Origin of the sequence: Tardiphaga alba (genome assembly GCF_018279705.1) — a bacterium.
Classification (GTDB): domain Bacteria; phylum Pseudomonadota; class Alphaproteobacteria; order Rhizobiales; family Xanthobacteraceae; genus Tardiphaga; species Tardiphaga alba.
The window spans coordinates 1,214,495-1,236,323 of record NZ_CP036498.1 but is presented as its reverse complement, the minus strand read 5'-3'; the positions used below and the strand labels follow the sequence as shown (position 1 = coordinate 1,236,323).

Here is a 21,829-nt window from a genome sequence, read left to right as displayed (position 1 = left end):
CGAGACAGGCCCGAATGCGCTGCCAACCCGGCAACATAGCGCAGTGCGACAATGCCGCTTTTGGCCGGCATTCGCAAGGATCGCGGGCGCAGATGCACCAAGGGAGCCTGTCAGGTTCGGGCGACCGGATTGCGCCTTATACGCCTGCAAACGCTTTCAGTGTGGCGGGATCGTGACGGGGCGGGTCACACGGCGGTGATGGGCTTTTCAACCTCGCCCCGCTTGCGGGGAGAGGGCGCCGCGGCGGAGCGAAGCGTAGCCGTGGCGGGTGAGGGGGACTCTCCACATGCTCCGAGCCCGCGGAGGCTCCCCCTCACCCGCTCGCCACATGCTGCGCATGTGACGAACGAACTCTCCCCGCAAGCGGGGAGAGGTTAAAAACTCACATCGCCTCGTAGTTCGGACCGCCGCCACCTTCCGGCGGCACCCAGGTGATGTTCCCGTTCGGATCCTTGATGTCGCAGGTTTTACAGTGGACGCAGTTCTGCGCATTGATCTGGAAGCGCGGTTCCTGCCCCTCGCCCACCCACTCATACACGCCCGCCGGGCAATAGCGGTTCGACGGGCCGGCGAAGACGTCATGTTCCGACGACTTCTGCAGCGCCATGTCCGCAACCTTCAGATGGATCGGCTGGTCTTCCTCATGATTGGTGTTCGACATGAACACCGAGGACAGGCGATCGAAGGTGATCTTGCCGTCCGGCTTCGGATACGGGATCGGCTTATATTCTTTCGCCGGCTTCAGCGTCTTGCGATCCGGCTTGGCGTGCTTTTGCGTACCGAACAACGAGAAGCCGAGCGTGTTGCACCACATGTCGAAGCCGGCGAACAGCATGCCGATGCGGTTGCCGAATTTCGACAGGAAGGGTTTCACGTTGCGGACCTTGTAGAGGTCCTGGCCGACCGACGAGCTGCGCCAGCCGTTTTCGTATTCGATCAATTCATCATTGGCGCGGCCGGCCGCGAGCGCGGCAGCAACATGCTCGGCGGCCTGCATGCCGGTGCCCATGGCGTTATGCACGCCCTTGATGCGCGGCACGTTGACGAAGCCCGCAGCGCAGCCGATCAGCGCGCCGCCGGGGAATACGAGCTTCGGCACCGACTGATAGCCACCCTCGGTGATCGCGCGCGAACCATAGGCCAGGCGCTTTGCGCCGACGAAGGTATCGCGGATCATCGGATGAGTCTTCATCCGCTGGAATTCCTCGAACGGATAGAGATACGGATTCTCGTAGTTCAGATGAACGACGAAGCCGACGGCCACGAGATTGTCGTCGTAGTGGTAGAGGAACGAGCCGCCACCGACATTGTCCGGAAGTGGCCAGCCCATCGTGTGCTTCACCAAACCCTTTTGGTGCTTGGCGGGATCGATCTGCCAGATTTCCTTGAGGCCGATACCGAATTTCGGCGGCTCGCAATCCTTGTCCAGCGCGAATTTTGCGATGACCTGCTTGGTCAGCGAACCACGCGCGCCTTCGGCAAACAGCGTGTATTTGCCGAGCAGCTCCATGCCGCGCGTGAACGAATCCTTCGGCTTGCCGTCGCGGCCGATGCCCATGTCGCCGGTGGCAATACCGCGCACCGCGCCATTGTCGTCATACAGCGTCTCGGTCGCGGCAAAACCCGGATAGATTTCGACGCCGAGCGCTTCCGCCTTGCCGCCGAGCCAGCGCGTCACCATGCCGAGCGAGGTGATGTAGCAGTGGTGGTTGTTCATCAACGGTGGATTGATGAAATTCGGCAGGCTGATGCCGCCGGTTTCGGTGGTCAGGATGAACTGGTCGTCCTTGACCTGGGTCTTCAGCGGGCAATCCGCGTCTTCGCGCCAATCCGGGATCAGCTTGTCGAGATTGACGGGATCGATCACGGCGCCGGACAGGATGTGAGCACCGACTTCGGAACCCTTCTCCACCACCACGATGGACAGGTCCGCATTGAGCTGCTTCAGCCGGATGGCCGCCGACAGACCGGATGGGCCGGCGCCGACGATCACGACGTCGAATTCCATACTCTCGCGCGGCGGAAGTTCTTCAGTGCTCATAATCTTGATCTCAGACCCGTTTCCAACCCGTTCAGAACGCTTCTAAGGGCTGTTGTTTCCGATTTTTGACGGAAGAACAACCACCGAAATGCACAGGGAGCACTTCCACGGGTGGCGATCCCGGCCGGATGCTGGCATACCTGAAGCCGTCGCCATGATGCTTGAACCCGCCCCCACCGTCGCGCAACTGCTCGCCTTCTATCTGGAGGCTGGGGTCGATTGCGCGCTGATGGACGAGCCGGTGAACCGGCTGCTGGACGAGGATATTGGCCTCCACGCGCCTGCCGAGGCCGCGCCGAAACGCCCCCCGCTGACTGGCATGCCAACCCCGGCGCCGCGGCCTGCGCCCACCCGGACCGAAGTGGCCCCCGATGTCGCCGTGGCCGCCGCGCGCGAGGCGGCGCGCACCGCACCGACCCTAGACGCCCTGCGCGGCATGCTGGAGGCTTTTGACGGCTGCGCACTAAAAGGGACCGCGACCCGGCTCGTATTCGCCGATGGCAACCCGCAGGCGCGCATCATGTTTGTCGGCGAGGCGCCCGGCCGTGACGAGGATATCGAAGGCCTGCCTTTCGTCGGCCGCTCCGGCAAGCTGCTGGATTTGATGCTGAAGGCGATCGGGCTGGATCGCACGTCGGTCTACATCGCCAATGTCATCCCGTGGCGTCCGCCGGGCAATCGCACGCCGACGCCGCAGGAAACCCAGATCTGCCTGCCCTTCATCCAGCGCCAGATCGAGCTGGTGAATCCGGATATCCTGGTGACGTTGGGAAATCCCTCGACGCAGACGCTGCTGCAGACCCGCGACGGCATCATGAAGTCGCGCGGCCGCTGGGCTGACTACGACACGGGCACGCGGAAGATTCGGGCGATCGCCACCTTCCATCCGGCCTATCTGCTGCGCTCGCCATCCTATAAGCGGCTGACCTGGATGGATCTGCGTTCGGTTGCAAAGGCGCTGGAGACGGCGACGTAAAACTACGGCCCCTTCGGCCTGACAATCGCCCAGCCCACCCGCAGCACCGGACGATTGCCGTTGATCAGCCGATCGAATGCGCGCGGCACTTCGGGAACGAGGCCGGGAAAACGCTGGACGAGATCCGCGGGCGGCGTGCCGATGGTATCGGCCGCACGCCAGACCACCACGCCACCCGTCTCCATGAACTTCGCTGAGGTGATCCATGGCGTGCGGTCAGGCTGCGCGTCATTCAGCACGTGCGGGCGCGAAGCGCTCATGCCGATCAGCGCCGCCAGTTGCGGATCGCCCGCGACGGAGGTGAGCTTCTGCCCGGTGCGACGCTCGAAATTCTCGCCGAAGAAGCGCCCGATCTCGCGCGCCGGAAGCGCGGTGCGATCTTCCGGACCGTCGATCCATGGAAAAACCACGATATTGGCAAGCACGGCCAATACGGGCGCGACGATTGCCGCGGCCCAGACTTTTCGCAGGACACGCTGGCGCCGCAGCATGATCAGATTGCCGCACGCCACCACCACGGCCAGGCCCGACATCACCAGCGCAATGCCGGTGCCGCCGACGACATTCGCGCGGCCGTAAAGTGCTGCAAACAGGCTGCCGAGCAGCGCCGGGGCGAGTGCGAAGACATACACATAAGCCCGCGCCGTCCCATCCACCGGCGGGCGGAAAATCACCGGCGCATCCTCGGTGCGCGGCACAAGGCGACGCCAGTTCATTACGGTCAGGACGAACACGCCGGCGGCGGCTGCGATGAGCCAGACCAGCAGGATGCCCCATTGCTCGGCCTTGCCGGCGAGGTCGGTCAGCACCGGTGGCGGCGGCAGCACGCTCGTGCCCGAACGGATCACCCACACGGCGTAAGGCAGCACCAGCGCAGCGATGACGATCAGCGCGAAAAGCGGATCGAAAGATGCGAGATTGCGCCGGCCGCGTGTGGTGGCGAGGCCGAACAGCAGCGGCAGCGGCAGGAGCCACATCGCCTGCGGCGTGGTCAGCAGCAGCAGGCCGGCTTCGATGGACAGCGCAAACCAGGCACTGCGGCGCCCCTGCCCAATCGCCAGCCAGGCATGCAGCAGGAACATCGCCCAGAGTGGACGCGCCAGAACCAGCGGTCCGAATTCGATGCCGGGTGTGCTGAAAGCCGTCACCGTCATGGTCAGCAATACAGCGATCACCGCCTGCGGCGCACCGACGATGTGGCGACCGAGCTGATAGGCCGCCCGGAACATCAGAACTGCGCAGATCTGTGCCAGCAGATAGACACCGAAAATGTGGTTGCCGGCAGCGCGGAAAGCGATATCCGCCAGCCAATAGGCCAGCGGCGGGCCGAATTCAGTCCCGACCTGATATTCCCGGCCATAGGCCAGCACGGTGGCGAGATCACCGGGCGGCCCGCGATAAAGCAGCAGCGGCACGACAAGCCAGAGCAGCGCCTGGCACAGCACCACGATCCAGAACACCAGCCGCGGCCGGGCGCGGATCAGTTCGACGATCAGGGAAGTGAAGCGCATGAACGTCTGGACCGGCCCGCGAATGAAAGAAGCCCACAGGTGATACGGCGGGCAGCCTTTTGAGGCAACCGCAGCCGATCAGGCGGAGAGGTCGAGGGTCGCCTGCACCGTCACGACCTCGCTCTCGACCACGATCGTTTCGCGGCGAAGGCGGGCAGCCACCACCGGGGCGAACAGGCTGCGATGATGGATGCTGGGGCCGAGTTCGTGCAAAGCCTTGAGATGCTGCGGCACGCCATAGCCCTTGTGCACCTCGAACCCATAGCCGGGGCATTCCTCGGCGAGACGGCACATCAGCCGGTCGCGCGAGACTTTTGCGATGATGGAGGCGGCCGCGATGGACAGCACCTGCGCATCGCCGCCGATGACTGCTTCGCAGGTCGCCGGCGTATCGATCTTGTCGCGACCATCGACGAAGACATGTTTCGGCGCCTCCGGCAGCGAGGCGACCGCACGCGCCAGTGCCCACAGCGAGGCACGCAGGATATTGTCGCGGTCGATCCGCGCCGGTGAGGCATAGGCGACCGCAAAGAAGGACGTCGCGCAGATTTCCTCGAACAGCGCGTCGCGCTTGGCTTCGGTCAGCTTCTTGGAGTCGTCGAGCCCTTTGGGGATGCGCTTGGGATCGAGAATCACCGCGGCGGCCACGACGGGACCGGCCAACGGCCCGCGACCGGCCTCATCGCAACCCGCCACCGGCCAGATGCCCTGCTTCAGCAGCGCACGCTCGCGCTTGAAGCTGGGCGGCCCGGCAATCGCGGGTTCTTGCGGGGCTTGGCGGCTGCCTTGGGCGACTTCGCCGGCTTGGTCCTGGTATCCCGAATCATAGGCGGATCGTGCGCAAGCCGGCCCGATGGCGCAACCGGGAACCCGGACGCGTGCCCGTTATTCCGGGGCGCTCAGTCGTAGCCTGCATGAAGCGAAGCGAAATGCAGGGACCGGCAGATGAATTGAAACGCCGGTCCCCGGATTTCGCTTCGCTCCATCCGGGCTACAAAGGACCTAATCCGCCAGATGCACCCGGCGGTCGTCGCCAACCTCGATGCCCGGCGCCACCACCACATCCCAGGCATGGCCATCGGGATCGGCGAAATAACCGGAATAGCCACCATATTCCGTCTTGTGCGCCGGCTTGATCAGGGTCGCCCCGCAGGAGACGGCGAAGGCCAGCACGGCGTCGACCTCTTCGGGCGAGCTGCAGTTCCAGCCCATCGTGGTGCCGCGAAACGCCTGCGGCCGCGGCTGGTCGGGCAGCTTGGCGTCATCGGCCAGTTGGTCCCATGGAAATAGCGCCAGCAAGCTGGCGCCGGTGTCGTAGAAAGCGATGGCCTCGCCGGTTTCCTTCGCCTTTCGCGCAAAACCGAGTGCTTCATAGAAGGCGATGCTGCGGCGGATATCGTGGACGCCGAGGGTCACCGCAGTCAGGCGCGGCACCAGTTTGGGTCGATTGTTATTCGTCATTTGCGACTCTCCGGATCACGCGACGCAAAAAGCGGAGAAGGGGTCGCCGACCGGCTCTGGTTTCCGGTCGGCGCCCCTCCCCCGAGTTGCTCCCAAGATTGCGAGACCTTCAGGAGTTAGAACAAATTCAGCTGCTGCCCGGCGCCCGCGGGCTTTGCGAAATGATCGAGTGTCAGCTTCGAGCGCTTCTTGTTAAGGCCGAGCTTGCTGCAGGCGATCTCGAAACGGCGGCCGATCATCCAGGCCATCGGCCCCGTGCCCTTCATCCGCGTGCCCCATTGCGAGTCGTAGTCGCGGCCATCACGCATTTCGCGGATCAGCGTGAAAACATGACGATAGCGATCCGGGTAATTCGCCATCAGCCATTCGCGAAACAGGTCCCGGACTTCCAGCGGCAGACGCAGCAACACATAGCTGGCTTCCTTGACACCCGCATGAGCGGCGGCATCGAGAATGCGTTCGATTTCGCTGTCATTCAGCGCCGGGATCACCGGGGCCACCATCACCGTGGTGGGAATGCCGGCATCGGATAGCAGCTTCAGCGCTTCCAGCCGCTTCGACGGCGTCGAGGCGCGCGGCTCCATGGCACGCGCCAGCTTCGCATCGAGCGAGGTCACCGACAGCGCGACCTTGGCAAGGTTGCGCTTGGCCATCCGCGCGAGGATGTCGATGTCGCGCACCACCAGGGCCGATTTGGTGACGATGCCGACGGGATGGCCGGTTTTCTCCAGCACTTCGAGAATGCCGCGCATCACTTTGCGCTCACGCTCGATCGGCTGATACGGATCGGTATTGGTGCCGATCGCGATCATCTTCGGCTCGTATTCGGCGGACGACAGCTCCTTCTCGAGCAGCGCCGGCGCATCCGGCTTCACGAACAGCTTGGATTCGAAATCCAGCCCCGGCGACAGGCCGAGATAGGCATGGGTCGGCCGCGCGAAACAGTAGACGCAGCCATGCTCGCAGCCGCGATAGGGATTGATCGACCGGTCGAAGCCGATATCCGGTGACTCGTTGCGCGTGATGACTTTTCGGGCCGTGTCCGTCGCCACCGTCGTCTTGAACGGCGGCAGGTCATCAAGGCTCTGCCAGCCATCGTCGAAGGCGACGCGGGCCTCCTTCTCGTAACGGCCACTGTCATTGGATTGGGCGCCACGACCGCGCCGCCGCTGGCGGTCGATCGCAACCTCGATCGCCGGAAACGGCGATGGCATTCCCGCGATTTCGGACGGCGCGGAAGCAGTCGGCATCTGAAGGGCTGCGGCGTTCTGATTCATGAGGCCACGCTAGCAGCTTCAAGGAACATATCAAGAACAAAGACGCAGCCAGGCGGTTTTCCCCACACGTGCCGTCTTAGCCATGAATAGCATTGGCAGCTGTATTCAATATGACGACATGATAACGCAGCCGCACGGGTTTTGAGGTATTATCCACATCCATGCTGAGCGTGATCATCCCCACCAATGGTGTCGAACAGCCCGCCGTCGCCACACTGGCGGCGCTGGTGCCGGGCGCCGCTGCGGGCGTGATCCGAGAAGTGCTGCTGGTCGATCGGGCCGGCACCGACGTGATCGAACGCGTGGCCGATGTGGCTGGTTGCGATTTCCTGACATCGACTGGCTCCCGGGCTGCCGCGATGGCCGTTGGCGCCAAAGCTGCACGCTCGTCGTGGCTGATGTTTCTCCATGCCGGCGCCGTGCTCGACGCCGGATGGATCGAGGAAACCCAGCAATTCGTCCAGCGCGTCTCGACCAGCGATCGGCCCCGCGCCGGCATCTTTCGCTACGCCCGCTCGCCCTATGACGAAGCCGGCTTTCGTGACGGGGTGAAGCACCTGCTCCGCAAGGTCAGTGGTCCCAAGGCGGACCAGGGCCTCCTGATCGCACGGGACCATTATGAACGGCTTGGCGGCCATGCCGACACCCGCGGCGCGGAAGCCCGCTTGCTGCGCCAGCTCGGCCGGGCCGAACGCACCATGCTGCGCAGCCGGATCATGATGGTGGCGTGAGGCAAAACCCAGCTGTCATTGCCCGCAAAGGCGGGCAATCCAGTACGCCGGCCTCCCAATCAAATCGCTAGCGGCAGTGTCTACTGGATCCCCCGCCTGCGCGGGGGATGACAGCTGCGATCTACCCAAGCCATACACTTGCCAAAGTCAATTATTTAATTGACATTGGCAACCATGTCGCAAGCCCCTGATCCCGTTGCCGCCGTCCGCGCCTTCAACCGCTTCTACACGCGGCATCTCGGCGTGCTGGACCAACAGCTGCTGGAAAGCCCCTATTCGCTCACGGAAGCGCGGGTGCTCTATGAGCTCGCCAGCAAGGACGGCCAGTCGGCCAAGGAGATCGGCAGCGCGCTCAAGCTCGATGCGGGCTATCTCAGCCGCATTCTGCAAGCCTTCGACGCCAAGGGCCTCGTTGTTCGAAAGCCTTCGCCTGCCGACCGGCGGCAATACCGGCTCAGCCTGACCGCCAAGGGCCGCCTTGCCTTCGGGCGCCTCAATCGCGGCTCGCATGATCAGGTGACTAACATGCTCGATGCCCTCGGCACTCACGCGCCGCGCGTGGTGCAGGCCATGGCGACCATCGAGGCCCTGCTTGGCGAGAGCGAGGCGGCGCAGGCGACGTTGCGCAGTCCACGCCCCGGCGACATGGGCTGGGTAGTGCAAAGCCATGGCGCGCTCTATGCGTCGGAATACGGCTACGACGCCTCCTTCGAGGGCCTCGTGGCCGACATCGTCGCCAAATATATCGCCGCCTTCAATCCCTCGCGCGAGCGCTGCTGGATTGCGGAGATGAATGGCGCGCCGGTCGGCTCGATCTTTCTGGTCAAGGCATCCGACGATATCGCTAAGATCCGGCTCCTGATCATCGATCCCGTCGCACGCGGGCAAAATCTTGGCCATCGACTAACGGCGGAAGCGATCAGCTTCGCGCGGCAATGCGGCTATCGGAAAATCACGCTATGGACGCAGAGCAATCTCTTCGCCGCACGAAAGATTTATGAGCGCGCGGGATTTGCGCTCGTCGCCAGCGAACCGCATCGCAGCTTTGGACAGAATCTGGTGGGCGAGACGTGGGAGTTGGTGCTTTAGCCACCGACGCTACTTGTCGTCGCCCGGCCGTGCGCGCAATTGCGCGCTAGGACCGGGCGATCCAGTACACACTCACGTCGATGCTCGACAATGACTGCCAGTGTCTACTGGATCCCCCGCTTCCGCGGGGGATGACAAGTGACGTGGCGTCTTTACGCCGACGCACCCTTCGCCTTCGGCCGCCGCAGATGCTCGTCCAGCCGCGGCATGATCTCGACGAAATTGCACGGCCGCGTACGATAGTCGAGCTGCGCATTCAAAATGCCATCCCAGCCATCGCGGCACGCACCGGGCGAGCCCGGCAGGCAGAAGATGAACGTCGCACCCGCAGTGCCCGCTGTGGCGCGGCTCTGGATTGTCGAGGCGCCGATCTTGGCGTGGCTGAGCATGTGGAAGGCGATGGAGAAACCATCCATTCGCTTCTCGAACAGCGGCTCGATGGCTTCCGGCGTCACATCTCGGCCTGTGAAACCTGTACCGCCCGTCGTGATGATCGCATCGACACCGGGATCGGCGATCCATGCTTTCACCACCGCGCGAATGGCTTCCACATCGTCAGTGACAATCTCGCGCTTCGCCAGCGCATGGCCTGCGTCAAGCAGCCGATCCGCCAGTGTCGTGCCCGACTTGTCATCGGCGAGCGAACGCGTGTCGGAGATCGTCAACACGGCGATATTGAGCGGCACGAAGGCTTTGGTTTCGTCGATGGACATCTATTGCTCCGCGCAAAATGGTCGTCATTGCGAGGAGCCTTTGCGACGAAGCAATCCAGTCTTCGCTTCTGGCTTTCTGGATTGCTTCGCTGCGCTCGCAATGACGGAGAGAATGGCGACCTTACAGCCGATCAGTCCCAAAGGTGTTGCAGGCCTGGATGGTGCCCTGCTGATAGCCGACCATAAACCAGCGCTTGCGTTGCGCGGCAGAGCCGTGGGTGAACGAATCCGGCACCACGCGGCCCTGCGCCTGACGTTGCAACGTGTCGTCACCGATCGCCGCCGCTGTCTGCAGCGCCGCATCGATGTCGCCAGCTTCGAGGAAACCGGGACGCTTCTTCTCCTCGCGGTTGACCCAGACGCCGGACAGACAATCGGCCTGCAATTCGACGCGCACCTGCAGGTTATTCGCTTCGGCTTTGCTGTTGGCGCGCTCCTGCGCCTGCGTCACCTTGGGAATGATACCGAGCAGGTTCTGCACGTGATGGCCAGCCTCATGCGCGATGATATAGGCCGTGGTGAATTTGCACGCATTGCCCGAGCAGCCGCGGAACTTGGTCTCGACCTGACGGAAGAAGCTGGTGTCGAGATAGATCTTCCTGTCCGGCGGGCAATAGAATGGCCCCATCGCAGACTGCGCGCGGCCGCAGCGGCCGCCATTGGTCGCGTTGCGAAACAACACGATCTGCGCGCCAGTATATTTCTGGCCGCTCTCGCGGAAGATCTCGGTCCAGCGATCATCGATCTCGCCGAGAATGCCAGAGATCATGCTGCCCACCTCATCGCTCGGCGCGCCGGACTTCGGCGGTGATGAACGACGATCGGTCTGATAGGTCGGCGCCTGCCCGCCGCCGGTGAAGATTTCCGCGCCACTGATCAGCAAGCGCGGATCGATCCCAAGCGCCCAGCCGACGAGACCGAGCACGAGCACCGTGCCGATCCCGAGACCGCCGCCACCGCCTGGAATGCCGAAGCCACCGCCGCCGCCATAACCACCGCCATCATCGCCACGACGGTCGTCAATATTGTCGCTGCGACGGAAGTCATCGTAACGCATCGGGCAATTCCTTCATTTCCAATTCGCAGTGTTTGAACCAATTGCGGGATATCGGCCGAACATAACGCACAGACAACGCAATCTTTCCATTGCGTTAAACATAAGCATTAGCCTGCCCGGCAAAACTTGCCTAGCGCGATTCCATTACCAGTTAAGTCGATTTTTACTTTGCCCGTTCACTATAACCATCAGTCGGTTGTTTAGTCCCGCGTCGCCGACAGCGTCGCCTGAGTCAGAGTAAGTGAGTCATGGTTGGTTCGCGTAGCGGGGCGTCCTTGAGGGCGTCCCGCACACAACTAGAGTCTGCCCTCGAGCATCGCATCGTCGTTGGCGATTGCGTCGCCGAGATGTCAAAACTGCCGGCTGGTTCGGTCGATCTGGTGTTCGCAGATCCTCCCTACAACCTGCAACTGAAGGGCGACTTAAAGCGCCCCGACGATTCCCATGTGGATGCCGTCACCGATGACTGGGACAAGTTCTCGTCATTCGCGGCTTACGATGACTTCACGCGCGCCTGGCTGCTTGCCGCGCGACGCGCCATGAAGCCGTCGGCCACTCTGTGGGTGATCGGCTCCTATCACAACATCTTCCGCGTCGGCGCGATCATGCAGGACCTTGGCTTCTGGGTCCTCAACGACATCGTGTGGCGCAAGTCGAACCCGATGCCGAATTTCCGTGGCCGTCGCTTTACCAATGCGCACGAGACCATGATCTGGGCCGCGCGCGACGAAAAGGCGAAGGGTTACACCTTCAATTACGAAGCGCTGAAGGCCGCCAATGACGACGTGCAGGCACGTTCGGACTGGCTGATCCCGCTCTGCACCGGCGACGAACGCCTGAAGGGCGACGACGGCAAGAAAGTGCATCCGACGCAAAAGCCGGAAGGCCTGCTCGCCCGTGTTCTCCTGTCATCGTCGAAGCCCGGCGATCTCGTGATCGATCCGTTCAACGGCACCGGCACCACCGGCGCCGTCGCCAAGCGCCTCGGCCGCTCCTATATCGGCTTCGAGCGTGATCGCCAGTATGCCAAGGCTGCAGAAGCGCGGATCGCTGCAATCGAACCGCTGCCGGAGGCCACACTGGCGCCGTTCATGACGGCCCGCAGCGCACCGCGTGTCGCTTTCGCCGAATTGGTCGAACGCGGCCTGATCTCGCCGGGGACGAAACTGGTGGATGCCAAGAAGCGCCATGGCGCACTGGTGCGCGCCGACGGCGCCATCATGTTCGGCGACAAGGTCGGCTCGATCCACCGCATGGGCGCGATGGCCCAGGGCGCTGCCGCCTGCAACGGCTGGACGTTCTGGCATGTCGAGACCAATAAGGGCCTGCGCTTGATCGACGAGTTGCGCGCAGAGATCCGCAGCGAGATGGGTTCGGTTTAAAGAACTCGCTCCATCATCCATTGCAAACGCCGGGCATCATCGCCCGGCTTTTTGCTTTTGGCCGAGCCATCCGCGTTCCCAATGACTGACCGGCCGCGGACAAAATTGCCGGCAAAGCTTGCCGACCGGCAACCGAATACCGAATCTGCTTCAGCCAACGCCTTCAAATGTTTCGACATTTCTCTGGCGTGGATCTTGCGTTGTATCGCGCAGCCACAACGCGCAGAGAAACACACATGTCCAGCTCGACGATCACCAGCATGCAGTCGTTCGCATTGTTGGGAAAACTTCAGCCGAACAAGACACCGTCCGCGCTAGATTCAGCGATCGACACTCCACAGACGCCCGAAGAGAAATTCCTCGACTATGCGAAAAAATCGCCTGCCGAGAAGCTTCGCGACTCGCTCCTGCAGAGCATAGGCGTCACGGAAGAAGAGCTTGCTCAGATGTCGCCCGACCAGCGCAAGGCCATCGAGGAAAAGATCGCCGAAAAGATCAAGGAAACGCTGGAGCAGAAGGCCAGCAAAGGCGAAAGCGCCAGCGGGTTTTTCACCGATATCACGGCCTGACAATCCAGCCATCAAAAAGCCGGCATCTCTTGGGACGCCGGCTTGGGTAATCACAACATTGGGCTGACCCGCGTCAGCCTGCAGCCGCCTGACGAACCAGGTTTTCGCGCGCTTCGCCCAGATAGTTGCGGATCTTGCGTGTCAACAGACCCGATTGCGACGACAAGTCACCCGATGCTTCCATAGTCGAGGTGGCGAGTTGCTCGGTGTCCTTGGCGGTGCTGGCCAGCGACTGGATGCTCGTCGAGATCTCGCGCACCACCGCAAAGGCTTCGTCGATATTGCGGGCAATATCCGCCGTGGCGGCCGACTGCGCTTCCGATGCTCCCGCAACCTTGCCGGTGATCTCGTTCACTTCCGCAATCACGGTGCCGATCTCATTGATCGACGCGCTGACCTTGTCAGTCGCCGACTGAACCTGCCCGATTTCCTTCTCGATTTCGGCCGTAAAATTCGCCGTCTGAGTCGCCAGCGCTTTCACTTCATGTGCCACCACCGCGAAGCCACGACCGGCATCGCCCGCACGCGCGGCCTCAATGGTCGCATTGAGCGCCAGCAGATTGGTCTGGCTGGCGATGGCGTTGATCGAGGTCACGACCTCGCTGATGCGCGCAGCAACGTGACGAAGGACATCGACATTGCCTGCCGCATCGGCCACGCGCTCGACGGCACGACCCGCGATCGCGGCGGAACGATTGACGTCAGCGCCAACTTCGCTGGCGTTCGACGACAGTTGCGCAGTTGCCGACGCCACAGATTGCATGTTGGCTGCGGCCTCTTCCGACGCTGCTGCAACCGAGGTGACGCGTGACAGGGTCGAGGACGCGCCGGTGCGCAGATTGCCTGCGGTGCCGCTCATCTCGGCCGCGCCGCTGTCGAGCGCGGAAACAATGCCGCTGACGGCCGATTCCAGCTCCATCGTCTGCTTCTCGAAATCCACGATGCGGTCAGCGATCTTGTCGGTCGCCTCGTTCATCGCCTTGGCACCCAGCAGCAAGCCGCCATGCAGACCGCCCGGCAGGATGCGTCGATAATATTTGTTGTCGTTCAGCGCAGCCATCGCCGCCGTGGATTCGCGCACAAAAGCATCGCAACCGTCGATCATGTCGTTGATGCTGTACATCAGCTCGCCGGTGACGCCGCGCACCGGGATGCCGAGAATGCGGGCTTCGAAATCGCCCTGGGCGATCCGTTCGCACGCAATGCGTCCCTTCTCGATCAGACGAGCCGTCTTGCCCATCAGAACGAGTGCGAGAATGGCCATCGCGATCGCCACCCCCTGGAAAATCAAGGCAGCGATCGAAAACCCGATCAGTTGCAGACCTAGCGCGAGGACAGAGCCGGCAATGACAAAGAGCGTGCTAAGCTGCGCTCTTGAGAGAAAACATAAGTTCGTCATAGCTGACTTTCTGGGATGCAACGAAATCGGTGAGAGCCTTGTAGCCGGCTGCGAGCGCTTCCTTGCCGTTGGCGTGGCGCTTTTCGATGGCAAGCACTTCGGCATAGAGCGGCGCGATGGTCGTCTTGATCAATTCGGGTGACGGCACACGGCGATTCGAGTGATAGCCGGTGATCTTGCCCTGCAGATCGTAGGACGGCGTCACATGGGCAAACACCCAGTAATGGTCCCCGGTCGCTGCCATGTTCTTGACGAATGCAAAGATTTCCTGGCGCGCCTCGATGGTATCCCATAGCAGCTTGAAGACGCTGCGCGGCATGTCCGGGTGGCGGATCAGGCTATGCGGCTGGCCAATCAAGGCAGCCTCATCGTAGCATGCCATCTTGCAGAACAGACGGTTCACATAGGTCATGCGCCCCTTCAGATCCGTCTTGGAAACGATGAGTTCAGACGCAGGAAAGAACGTCTCGCGGCCTGTCGGTTTGATCTGGTGGGACATCATTGACCTGTCGGTGATCGATTTCACCTAAATTGCATTGCTATTTCTATTAGGAGAGGGGCGCTGAATTTTGCGTTAAGTTCCTGTCCACCATTCGGTGTGGCAAGCTGCCCCATATATTCCGGCGCGCGGATCACTTGCTGCATAAGCGGCGCTCGGCAATCCAGTTGCCGGCATCATCGCTCTCGTGCCATGAAATCATTTAAATTCGGGGAGGCGCTATCATGACCGTTCTCATTGCTGGCGGAGGCATCGGCGGCCTTACGCTTGCGCTCAGTCTGCATCAGATCGGCATTCCCTGTCGGGTTTTCGAAAGCGTACCTGCTCTCAAACCTCTCGGCGTCGGGATCAACGTCCTGCCCCACGCCGTGCGCGAGTTGATGGAGCTGGGTCTGCATGACCAGCTCGACGCCGCCGGGGTGCGGACCCGCGAACTCGCTTTCTTCTCCAAATTCGGCAAGCCGATCTGGAGCGAACCACGCGGTATAGAAGCCGGTTACAAATGGCCCCAGTTCTCCATTCACCGCGGCAAGTTGCAACAGATCCTGCTCGACACCGCGCTTGAGCGCCTTGGTGCCGACAACGTCCTGACCAGCCATCATCTCATCGGCTGGAATGAAACGGCAGACGGCATTCGCGCCGACTTCATCGACAAGGCGACCGGCAAGCCCGCGGGCAGCTATGACGGCACGCTCCTGATCGCCGCCGACGGCATCCATTCGGCGATCCGGCAAAAACTCTATCCGCAGGAAGGCGCGCCGATCTGGAACGGTCGAATCCTGTGGCGCGGCGTGACCAAGAGCAAACCGTTCCTGACAGGCCGCACCATGATCATGGCCGGCCACGAAATCCTGAAATTCGTCTGCTACCCCATCTCACAGCAGCCGGATGCCGACGGCAAATACGACATCAACTGGATTGCCGAGCGGCACATGCCACCGACCTATGAGTGGCGCCGGGAAGACTACAACCGCACGGCGCGGCTCGACGAATTCCTGCCCTGGTTCGAAGACTGGACATTCGATTGGCTCGACGTGCCCGCTTTGATCCGCGATTGCGCGCACGCCTATGAATATCCGCTGGTGGACCGCGACCCGGTCGATCGCTGGACCTTCGGCCGCGTCACACTGATGGGCGATGCCGCGCATCCGATGTATCCGATCGGCTCCAACGGCGCGTCGCAGGCCATTCTCGACGCCCGCGTGCTGACGCGGGAAATTCTCGCCCAGGGCGAAGTGCCTGCGGCTCTTCAAGCCTATGAGGCCGAACGGCGCCCGGCCACCACCGATCTGGTCATGCTCAACCGCCGCAACGGCCCTGAACAGGTCATGCAGATCGTCGAGGAACGTGCGCCCAACGGTTTCAACGTGGTGACTGACGTCCTGTCGCAGCAGGAACTCGAGGAGATTGCCGCCAACTACAAGCGCGTGGCCGGCTTCCAGGTCGAGGGCCTGAACGCCAAGCCGCCGATCGTGCCGCTGCCGCAGGCGTCGCAACTTTCAAGCGCAGGCTGACGGAACTCGCGCGTTAACGCGCATTCAACCGTCTCGATTCATGCGGGATTCAACATGATCCCAAGGCAGATGTGTACCGTTAGGGATTGGCAATTGGCGTGTGTCAGGAAGCGAACATTCGCTCTTCCAAGGCCTGCCGATGCGCACTCTGATCCACAAACTTGCTGACAGCTCTCGTGCCGTCGAGGACCGCCTGACGGTACGTGCGCATATCACCATCGCATTCGCGGCGATGATCGTCGTTCTTGTCGGGGCGCTGGCTGCAGGCGCCGCACTCGTCAGCTACCGCAACACATCCGAACTCGTGAACACGCGCCTCGCCGCGGTCGCGTCGATTACGGCCGAGCGCCTGGATCGTTACATGGCGATCCGCCAGCAGGAAGTGCATCTGTTCTCCAAACTCGAGCCTTTGCGCGGGTTGTGGCAGGGCGACCGCCCATCGCTGCGGAAGGCGCTCGAACAGTTGCAGAGCTCATACAGCGATTTTGCCTGGATCGGCTTCGCCAAGCCCGACGGCACCGTCGTGGCAGCCACGGGCGGCATGCTGGAAGGCGCATCGGTGGCTCAGCGTCCATGGTTCAGGACCGGGCTTCACGACGTGATCGTCGGCGACGTCCATGAAGCCGCATTGCTGTCGTCGCTTCTGGCGAAGCGGGCTGACGGCGAGCCACACCGTTTCGTCGATATCGCACTTCCCGTTCGCGATGCCGAAGGCACTCTGCTCGGCGTGCTCGGCGCCCATCTCGACTGGCAGTGGGCGCAGAACATCATTGCGCGCACGGAGGCCACCGACGAGGATGCCGACACCACGCTGATGGTGATGTCGAAATCAGGCAAGGTTCTGGTCGGTGCCGGCATGAACTCGACGCGCTATGCGGGCGAGCGCCTGGCCACCATGCTGGAAACCCGGTCCGGTGCGTTTACCGAAAAAGTCGGCGAGCAGAACAAGCTGATCGCCTATGTGGTCGGTCGCGGCCATCGCGAGTATCAAGGCTTGAACTGGATCGTCACCGCAAGCCAGCCAACCGCCGTTGCGCTATCCGCAGCAGCAGAATCGGCCAAGAACATTCTTCTGATCGGCGCCGGCATCGGCGTATTGGGCATTGCCCTCGCCTTCCTGATCGCACGGCGCATTTCTCATCCGATTCATGCGATCACCCTGGAAGCGGATCGCATCGGCCGCGCGTCGGGCCCGAGCATGCTGCCGCGCCAGCGCGGATCTTTGGAAGTGGTGCAATTGACCCAGGCGCTTCGTTCGCTTCTGCGTCGCATCGGCTTTGCCGAAGAGCGCACCAAGGAAGCCGAGTTGCGCGCCACCGAGAATGCCCTGCAATTCAAGGACGACCTCTCGAAGCTGCGGCGCCTCGCAGATACCGATTATCTGACCGAGTTGATGAACCGCCGCTCGTTCCTGGCCGCAGCGAATGACGCAGTGGAATTTGCGCTGCGATACAGGCGCAACATCGCGACCCTGATGATCGATATCGATCATTTCAAGAAGATCAATGACACCCACGGCCATCATATCGGCGACATCGCCATCAAGACGATTGCCGAAATCATCTCCAACAACATCAAGAGCACCGATCGCGCGGCGCGTTTCGGCGGCGAGGAGTTCGTCGTATTGCTGCGCGAAGCCGACGAGCAGACGGCGCAGGCGCTCGGTGAGCGTATTCGCCGCGCAGTCGAACTTGCCATCATCGGCGAGGGCGAAACGCGCCTGTCAGCGACCGTGTCGGTCGGTATCGCCTTGATCGCCGACGGCGACCGTGACGTACAGGACATGATCGAGCGCGCGGATCAGGGCCTCTACGTCGCGAAGAACACCGGCCGCAATCGCTGCTTCTTCATGCCCGCAAGCGAAGACCGCGGCATTCGGGCCGCCTGATCAGCCAAGTCCGTGCGCAATCACCTTGCGCATGACATTCGGCAACGCTTCGTCGTCGAGCGTTGCAATCGGGACCCAGCGCATGCCTTCGGGAGCGCGGATGCGGGCCGGGACGCTCGCCGTATAAACGACGAGCTCCAGCGGAAAATGCGTGAAGACATGGGTGACGACGCCCACTTTGCGATGCCACGGCGTTGATTTCTTCAGCGTCGGCGCCTGCTCCAGCGCGGCCGCTTCCTCATGCCCCGCCAACCATTCCGACTGCGGCACCTCGGTCATGCCGCCGAGCAATCCTTTCTCCGCCCGCGTGCGCACCAGGAGTTCATCGCCCCGCGTCACGACGAAGGCCGCGCCACGCCGGAGTGTTCCGGCCTTTTTCGGCATCTTGCGGGGGAATGTTTCCTGATCGCCGCGAACTTGCGCCGCACAGTCGTCATTGATCGGGCATAGCGAGCAAGCAGGCTTCTTTGGGGTGCAGATGCTTGAGCCCAGATCCATCAGCGCCTGGGCGCTATCGCCGGCGCGTGCGGGGCCGAGCAGCGTCGCGGCCAGGGCCACGATCTCCGGCTTCGATTTCGGCAGCGGCTCTTCCACCGCATAAAGCCGCGATGTCACGCGCTCGATATTGCCATCCACCGGCATGCATTGGCGCGCAAAAGCAATCGCCGCGATGGCCGCCGCCGTATAGGGTCCGATGCCCGGCAGTGACCGCAAACCTTCCTCGGTATCCGGGAAGATGCCGCCGTGATCGGTCAGCACCGCCACCGCGCAGGCATGCAGATTGCGGGCCCGCGAATAGTACCCCAGCCCGGCCCACATCCGCAGCACATCGTCCTGCGACGCCCGGCCGAGATCGCTGACCGTCGGCCAGCGCGCCAGGAATTTTGTGAAATACGGCCCGACCGCCTGCACCGTGGTCTGCTGCAGCATGATCTCCGACAGCCAGACCCGGTAGGGATCGACGCTCTCGCCGGGCAGCGCGCGCCATGGCAGGCGACGACGATGACGGTCGTACCAGGCCAGAATCTGCGCCGGACGATCGGCGGCGGGGGATTTCGGTCTGATTTTTACGGCTGGCGAGACGGGCACGCTGCATTTTAAGATTGGATTCGATCGAAGAAAAGCCTGCAATACGACCGGTATCCCGGCGACCTTGCCGCCGTAACGCGGTACGTTATAGTGATCCAGAGTTTTTCGAACGCCGAGACGGCGTTGATCTGGTCGGGCCGACGGAGCCGAAAGCTTCCGCCGGACATTCAAGCTGTGGCGCTGCGTAAACTTCGTCTGCTCAATCAGGCCAGGCACTTGAACGATTTACGGGTGCCGCCCGGCAACCGGCTTGAAGCGCTGAAAGCAGACCGACAGGGTCAGCATTCGATCCGGATCAATGATCAGTGGCGCATCTGTTTTGTTTGGGATGAGGGAGGAGCAAGCGATGTCGAAATCGTCGACTACCACGGCTAGATCAACGCTGCTGCCAAACCCGCACCCCGGTGAAATCCTTTTGGAAGAATTTCTGAAGCCAATGGGTCTTAGCCAAAATGCGCTGGCGCGCGCCGTCCATGTTCCACCCCGGCGTATCAACGAGGTGGTGCTCGGCAAACGGGATGTAACTGCTGACACAGATCTGCGGCTCGCCCGTTATTTTGGGATATCGGAGGGCTTTTTTCTTGGACTGCAGACGGATTACGACCTGATGCAGCGCCGTCGCGAGATAGACGACGATCTGAAAGCCATACGGCCGCGCGCTGCTTAAGCTCTGCTGCGCCGCCTCGTCTTGAGTGTTATGCTCGTCGTATGAACAAGCCCGGCCCCATCTCCGCCAAGCCACTCTCCGCCCTGCTGGGCGGGGTGTTTGCGGATGCCTATAAGAAGCAAGGCTTTGCCTCGCGCGAGCTCGTGACCCGCTGGGCCGAGATTGCCGGGCAGCGGGTGGCGCATTTCTCCGAACCGCTGAAGATCCAGTGGCCGCGGCCCGTGGATGGCCAGCCACAGGAACCGGCCACGTTGATCCTGCGCGTCGAGGGACCGATGGCGCTGGAAATCCAGCACATGTCCGACACGATCCTTGAGCAGGTGAACCGCTTCTTCGGCTGGAATGCAGTTGGCAAGATCGCGTTGCGGCAGGCGCCGCTGTCCCGCCCGAAGCAGCGCAGCATCAAGCCGGTCGATCCCGCAGCCATCGCCAAGGCCGCCGAAACGCTGCCGGACGTCGAGGACCAGGCTTTGCGTGAGGCACTGGCGCGTCTGAGCGTCGCGATCAAGCGAAGTTGAGACATTCCCGCCGGGCCGGTTCCGGCATCCGCTTGCCACATTTTGCGTTTCAAGTTAGCGAAGCGAACCACTTTCCCGGCGCCCTGCGCCGCTCTGGAGCACTCCCTTGATCATCTCGCGCCGTGATTTCACCGCTGCCCTCGCTCTGACCGGTGCCGCTGCTGCCATCGGCCTGTCGCCGCTGCGGCTGGTTTCCGAGGCGTTCGCCCAGAGCGCCGCCGATGTCGCCAAGCCGGTCTCGCTGCCGGACATGTCGCTCGGCCCGAAGGACGCCGCCGTCACCGTCACCGAATACGCCTCGATGACCTGTGGCCACTGCGCCAACTTCACCGAGAACGTGTTCCCGAAGATCAAGGCCGAGTTCATCGACACCGGCAAGATCCGCTTCGTGTTCCGCGAATTCCCGCTCGACATCAAGGCTGCTGCCGGCTCGATGCTGGCGCGCTGCATCGCCAAGGACGACAGCGGCAAGTATTTCGCCGTGGTCGACATGCTGTTCAAGCAGCAGCAGGAATGGGTGATGAAGAATACCGCCGAGACGCTGACCCGCATCGGCAAGCAGGCTGGCCTCAGCCAGCAGGCCGTCGAGGCCTGCCTCAAGGATCAGGCGTTGCTCGACAAGATCGCTGCCGACCAGAAATTCGCCAACGAGGTGCTCAAGGTCAATTCGACCCCGACCTTCTTCATCAATGGCGAAATGCTGCGCGGCGAGCAGACCTTCGAGGAATTCTCGAAGAAGATCACGCCGCTCCTGAAGAGCTGATCCGTTTTCCCCTCTCCTGACGCAGCGGAGCTGCGCTTCGGGGAGGGAGACTTCCTACCTGGCGGTACATGCCTGGCGCGGGTCACGATCCGCAACGCCGGCTAACGTCACGTCCGGCCGCGCGATAGCGGAATGCCCCTGCGCTACATCCGATCCGGCTTCACGACATCTCCAAACACGAACTCACGAACCTGCCTCCTGAGGATTTAGGCCCTCTGGAAAAATACCCATTAATTTGCTGCAAATTTTTGGGAGGCAGGATGAAACTGAAACCGGGCTGAAGCGTTTGCGTAACTCCACCCACAAGGACGCTCCGCTCCCCTCGTCCAGTCGATGAGTCCGCCATGCCGAGCCGCGCCAGTCATCTCCCCCATTATGTCGAACGCGCCGCCCTCCAGAAGCTGCGCGCCACGCCCGGCCTGCCCGCACCCAATCTGATGCCGGCCGGACCGAAGACGATTTCGAAGATGGCCGCCAAGGGCTGGATCGAATTGCAGGGCGGCATGCGCTACTGCATCACGCCAGCAGGCGAAGCCGCGCTGAAAGCCGAGATCCCGATGCCGCGGTCGCCGCATACGCGGACGCGCTGACGCGCCACGCAGCCCCTCACAGGTTCCCTCGCGGATTAACTGTGTTTCCAGATGTAAACGCGCATTAAGAAACGCTTAAGCGTGAACTCCGCATC

General features: G+C 62.3%; 22 protein-coding genes and 1 pseudogene. 12 read left to right on the top strand and 11 right to left on the bottom strand.

Features of this window, described 5'->3' with window-relative positions; genetic code table 11:
- Positions 1-382: 382 nt before the first annotated feature.
- Complete coding sequence (locus RPMA_RS05830; protein ID WP_211911949.1) at positions 383-2,041, bottom strand: electron transfer flavoprotein-ubiquinone oxidoreductase; 1,659 nt, start codon at positions 2,039-2,041, stop codon at positions 383-385.
- A 154-nt stretch (positions 2,042-2,195) separates the two neighbouring features.
- On the opposite strand from RPMA_RS05830, the gene RPMA_RS05825 reads away from it, so the two are divergent.
- Positions 2,196-3,017, top strand: a complete 822-nt coding sequence (locus tag RPMA_RS05825) for a uracil-DNA glycosylase (protein ID WP_211911948.1) — start codon at positions 2,196-2,198, stop codon at positions 3,015-3,017.
- A gap of 2 nt (positions 3,018-3,019) precedes the next feature.
- On the opposite strand, the gene RPMA_RS05820 is transcribed toward RPMA_RS05825, so the two are convergent.
- The 4 genes and pseudogenes from RPMA_RS05820 to RPMA_RS05805 all read right to left on the bottom strand — a co-directional run bounded on the left by RPMA_RS05820 (position 3,020) and on the right by RPMA_RS05805 (position 7,266).
- A complete protein-coding gene (locus RPMA_RS05820; protein WP_211911947.1) occupies positions 3,020-4,528 on the bottom strand; it encodes a glycosyltransferase family 39 protein in 1,509 nt (502 codons plus the stop codon).
- A 78-nt stretch (positions 4,529-4,606) separates the two neighbouring features.
- A pseudogene (locus RPMA_RS05815) lies at positions 4,607-5,355 on the bottom strand (ribonuclease HII).
- A 175-nt stretch (positions 5,356-5,530) separates the two neighbouring features.
- Positions 5,531-5,989 carry a VOC family protein gene (locus tag RPMA_RS05810; RefSeq protein WP_211911946.1) on the bottom strand — a complete coding sequence of 153 codons (459 nt, stop codon included), beginning with the start codon at positions 5,987-5,989 and terminating at the stop codon, positions 5,531-5,533.
- Between the two features lie 116 nt (positions 5,990-6,105).
- Positions 6,106-7,266 (bottom strand): PA0069 family radical SAM protein, encoded by a 1,161-nt coding sequence (locus RPMA_RS05805; protein ID WP_211911945.1) that lies wholly within the window; start codon positions 7,264-7,266, stop codon positions 6,106-6,108.
- A 161-nt stretch (positions 7,267-7,427) separates the two neighbouring features.
- Here RPMA_RS05805 and RPMA_RS05800 point away from each other — a divergent pair, with 161 nt between their 5' ends.
- Both RPMA_RS05800 and RPMA_RS05795 read left to right on the top strand, forming a co-directional pair.
- On the top strand, positions 7,428-7,997 hold the full coding sequence (locus tag RPMA_RS05800) for a glycosyltransferase family protein (protein WP_211911944.1): 570 nt from the start codon (positions 7,428-7,430) through the stop codon (positions 7,995-7,997).
- Positions 7,998-8,171: 174 nt separating this feature from the next.
- On the top strand, positions 8,172-9,086 hold the full coding sequence (locus tag RPMA_RS05795) for a bifunctional helix-turn-helix transcriptional regulator/GNAT family N-acetyltransferase (RefSeq protein WP_211911943.1): 915 nt from the start codon (positions 8,172-8,174) through the stop codon (positions 9,084-9,086).
- A 152-nt stretch (positions 9,087-9,238) separates the two neighbouring features.
- Here the strand turns inward: RPMA_RS05795 and moaB are convergent, their stop codons facing one another.
- Both moaB and ypfJ read right to left on the bottom strand, forming a co-directional pair.
- Positions 9,239-9,799, bottom strand: a complete 561-nt coding sequence (moaB, locus tag RPMA_RS05790) for a molybdenum cofactor biosynthesis protein B (RefSeq protein WP_211911942.1) — start codon at positions 9,797-9,799, stop codon at positions 9,239-9,241.
- Between the two features lie 121 nt (positions 9,800-9,920).
- Positions 9,921-10,856 carry a KPN_02809 family neutral zinc metallopeptidase gene (gene ypfJ / locus RPMA_RS05785; RefSeq protein ID WP_211911941.1) on the bottom strand — a complete coding sequence of 312 codons (936 nt, stop codon included), beginning with the start codon at positions 10,854-10,856 and terminating at the stop codon, positions 9,921-9,923.
- Positions 10,857-11,104: 248 nt separating this feature from the next.
- Between ypfJ and RPMA_RS05780 the strand changes: the two genes are divergently transcribed.
- Positions 11,105-12,238, top strand: coding sequence for a site-specific DNA-methyltransferase (locus RPMA_RS05780; RefSeq protein WP_211911940.1), 1,134 nt, complete (start codon positions 11,105-11,107; stop codon positions 12,236-12,238).
- Here the strand turns inward: RPMA_RS05780 and RPMA_RS05775 are convergent.
- On the bottom strand, positions 12,235-12,417 hold the full coding sequence (locus RPMA_RS05775; protein ID WP_211911939.1) for a hypothetical protein: 183 nt from the start codon (positions 12,415-12,417) through the stop codon (positions 12,235-12,237). The genes RPMA_RS05780 and RPMA_RS05775 overlap by 4 nt on opposite strands.
- Positions 12,418-12,438: 21 nt before the next feature.
- Here RPMA_RS05775 and RPMA_RS05770 point away from each other — a divergent pair, with 21 nt between their 5' ends.
- The gene (locus RPMA_RS05770; RefSeq protein WP_211911938.1) at positions 12,439-12,807 is read left to right on the top strand and encodes a hypothetical protein; all 369 of its coding nucleotides are present in this window, start codon (positions 12,439-12,441) and stop codon (positions 12,805-12,807) included.
- Positions 12,808-12,880: 73 nt separating this feature from the next.
- Here the strand turns inward: RPMA_RS05770 and RPMA_RS05765 are convergent, their stop codons facing one another.
- On the bottom strand, positions 12,881-14,227 hold the full coding sequence (locus tag RPMA_RS05765) for a methyl-accepting chemotaxis protein (RefSeq protein WP_249225561.1): 1,347 nt from the start codon (positions 14,225-14,227) through the stop codon (positions 12,881-12,883).
- The gene (locus tag RPMA_RS05760) at positions 14,169-14,705 is read right to left on the bottom strand and encodes a PAS domain-containing protein (protein WP_211913445.1); all 537 of its coding nucleotides are present in this window, start codon (positions 14,703-14,705) and stop codon (positions 14,169-14,171) included. Before RPMA_RS05760 ends, RPMA_RS05765 begins: the two co-directional genes overlap by 59 nt.
- 224 nt (positions 14,706-14,929) lie before the next feature.
- Here RPMA_RS05760 and RPMA_RS05755 point away from each other — a divergent pair, with 224 nt between their 5' ends.
- Positions 14,930-16,219, top strand: a complete 1,290-nt coding sequence (locus RPMA_RS05755) for a flavin-dependent oxidoreductase (protein WP_211911937.1) — start codon at positions 14,930-14,932, stop codon at positions 16,217-16,219.
- A 139-nt stretch (positions 16,220-16,358) separates the two neighbouring features.
- On the top strand, positions 16,359-18,107 hold the full coding sequence (locus tag RPMA_RS05750; RefSeq protein WP_211911936.1) for a sensor domain-containing diguanylate cyclase: 1,749 nt from the start codon (positions 16,359-16,361) through the stop codon (positions 18,105-18,107).
- Here the strand turns inward: RPMA_RS05750 and mutY are convergent, their stop codons facing one another.
- On the bottom strand, positions 18,108-19,196 hold the full coding sequence (mutY, locus tag RPMA_RS05745) for an A/G-specific adenine glycosylase (protein ID WP_211911935.1): 1,089 nt from the start codon (positions 19,194-19,196) through the stop codon (positions 18,108-18,110).
- Positions 19,197-19,286: 90 nt separating this feature from the next.
- On the opposite strand from mutY, the gene RPMA_RS05740 reads away from it, so the two are divergent.
- The 5 genes from RPMA_RS05740 (at position 19,287) to RPMA_RS05720 (ending at position 21,734) form a co-directional block, all read left to right on the top strand.
- Positions 19,287-19,571 (top strand): type II toxin-antitoxin system RelE/ParE family toxin, encoded by a 285-nt coding sequence (locus RPMA_RS05740; RefSeq protein ID WP_211911934.1) that lies wholly within the window; start codon positions 19,287-19,289, stop codon positions 19,569-19,571.
- Positions 19,543-19,863, top strand: coding sequence for a HigA family addiction module antitoxin (locus RPMA_RS05735; protein WP_211911933.1), 321 nt, complete (start codon positions 19,543-19,545; stop codon positions 19,861-19,863). The genes RPMA_RS05740 and RPMA_RS05735 overlap by 29 nt, the downstream gene beginning before the upstream one ends.
- 41 nt (positions 19,864-19,904) lie before the next feature.
- A complete protein-coding gene (locus RPMA_RS05730; RefSeq protein ID WP_211911932.1) occupies positions 19,905-20,381 on the top strand; it encodes a DUF721 domain-containing protein in 477 nt (158 codons plus the stop codon).
- Between the two features lie 106 nt (positions 20,382-20,487).
- Positions 20,488-21,144, top strand: a complete 657-nt coding sequence (locus tag RPMA_RS05725; RefSeq protein WP_211911931.1) for a DsbA family protein — start codon at positions 20,488-20,490, stop codon at positions 21,142-21,144.
- Positions 21,145-21,488: 344 nt separating this feature from the next.
- A complete protein-coding gene (locus tag RPMA_RS05720; RefSeq protein WP_211911930.1) occupies positions 21,489-21,734 on the top strand; it encodes a hypothetical protein in 246 nt (81 codons plus the stop codon).
- Positions 21,735-21,829: the final 95 nt, after the last annotated feature.

Excerpts from the sequence above, each read along its gene's own strand:
- RPMA_RS05750 (WP_211911936.1), top strand. The coding sequence starts at position 16,359 with ATGCGCACTCTGATCCACAAACTTGCTGACAGCTCTCGTGCCGTCGAG.
- RPMA_RS05830 (WP_211911949.1), bottom strand. The coding sequence starts at position 2,041 with ATGAGCACTGAAGAACTTCCGCCGCGCGAGAGTATGGAATTCGACGTC.
- RPMA_RS05720 (WP_211911930.1), top strand. The coding sequence starts at position 21,489 with ATGCCGAGCCGCGCCAGTCATCTCCCCCATTATGTCGAACGCGCCGCC.
- RPMA_RS05795 (WP_211911943.1), top strand. The coding sequence starts at position 8,172 with ATGTCGCAAGCCCCTGATCCCGTTGCCGCCGTCCGCGCCTTCAACCGC.
- RPMA_RS05825 (WP_211911948.1), top strand. The coding sequence starts at position 2,196 with ATGATGCTTGAACCCGCCCCCACCGTCGCGCAACTGCTCGCCTTCTAT.
- RPMA_RS05780 (WP_211911940.1), top strand. The coding sequence starts at position 11,105 with ATGGTTGGTTCGCGTAGCGGGGCGTCCTTGAGGGCGTCCCGCACACAA.
- RPMA_RS05810 (WP_211911946.1), bottom strand. The coding sequence starts at position 5,989 with ATGACGAATAACAATCGACCCAAACTGGTGCCGCGCCTGACTGCGGTG.
- moaB (WP_211911942.1), bottom strand. The coding sequence starts at position 9,799 with ATGTCCATCGACGAAACCAAAGCCTTCGTGCCGCTCAATATCGCCGTG.
- RPMA_RS05735 (WP_211911933.1), top strand. The coding sequence starts at position 19,543 with ATGTCGAAATCGTCGACTACCACGGCTAGATCAACGCTGCTGCCAAAC.
- RPMA_RS05820 (WP_211911947.1), bottom strand. The coding sequence starts at position 4,528 with ATGCGCTTCACTTCCCTGATCGTCGAACTGATCCGCGCCCGGCCGCGG.
- RPMA_RS05805 (WP_211911945.1), bottom strand. The coding sequence starts at position 7,266 with ATGAATCAGAACGCCGCAGCCCTTCAGATGCCGACTGCTTCCGCGCCG.
- RPMA_RS05800 (WP_211911944.1), top strand. The coding sequence starts at position 7,428 with ATGCTGAGCGTGATCATCCCCACCAATGGTGTCGAACAGCCCGCCGTC.
- RPMA_RS05775 (WP_211911939.1), bottom strand. The coding sequence starts at position 12,417 with ATGTCGAAACATTTGAAGGCGTTGGCTGAAGCAGATTCGGTATTCGGT.
- RPMA_RS05755 (WP_211911937.1), top strand. The coding sequence starts at position 14,930 with ATGACCGTTCTCATTGCTGGCGGAGGCATCGGCGGCCTTACGCTTGCG.
- RPMA_RS05760 (WP_211913445.1), bottom strand. The coding sequence starts at position 14,705 with ATGTCCCACCAGATCAAACCGACAGGCCGCGAGACGTTCTTTCCTGCG.
- RPMA_RS05730 (WP_211911932.1), top strand. The coding sequence starts at position 19,905 with ATGAACAAGCCCGGCCCCATCTCCGCCAAGCCACTCTCCGCCCTGCTG.
- ypfJ (WP_211911941.1), bottom strand. The coding sequence starts at position 10,856 with ATGCGTTACGATGACTTCCGTCGCAGCGACAATATTGACGACCGTCGT.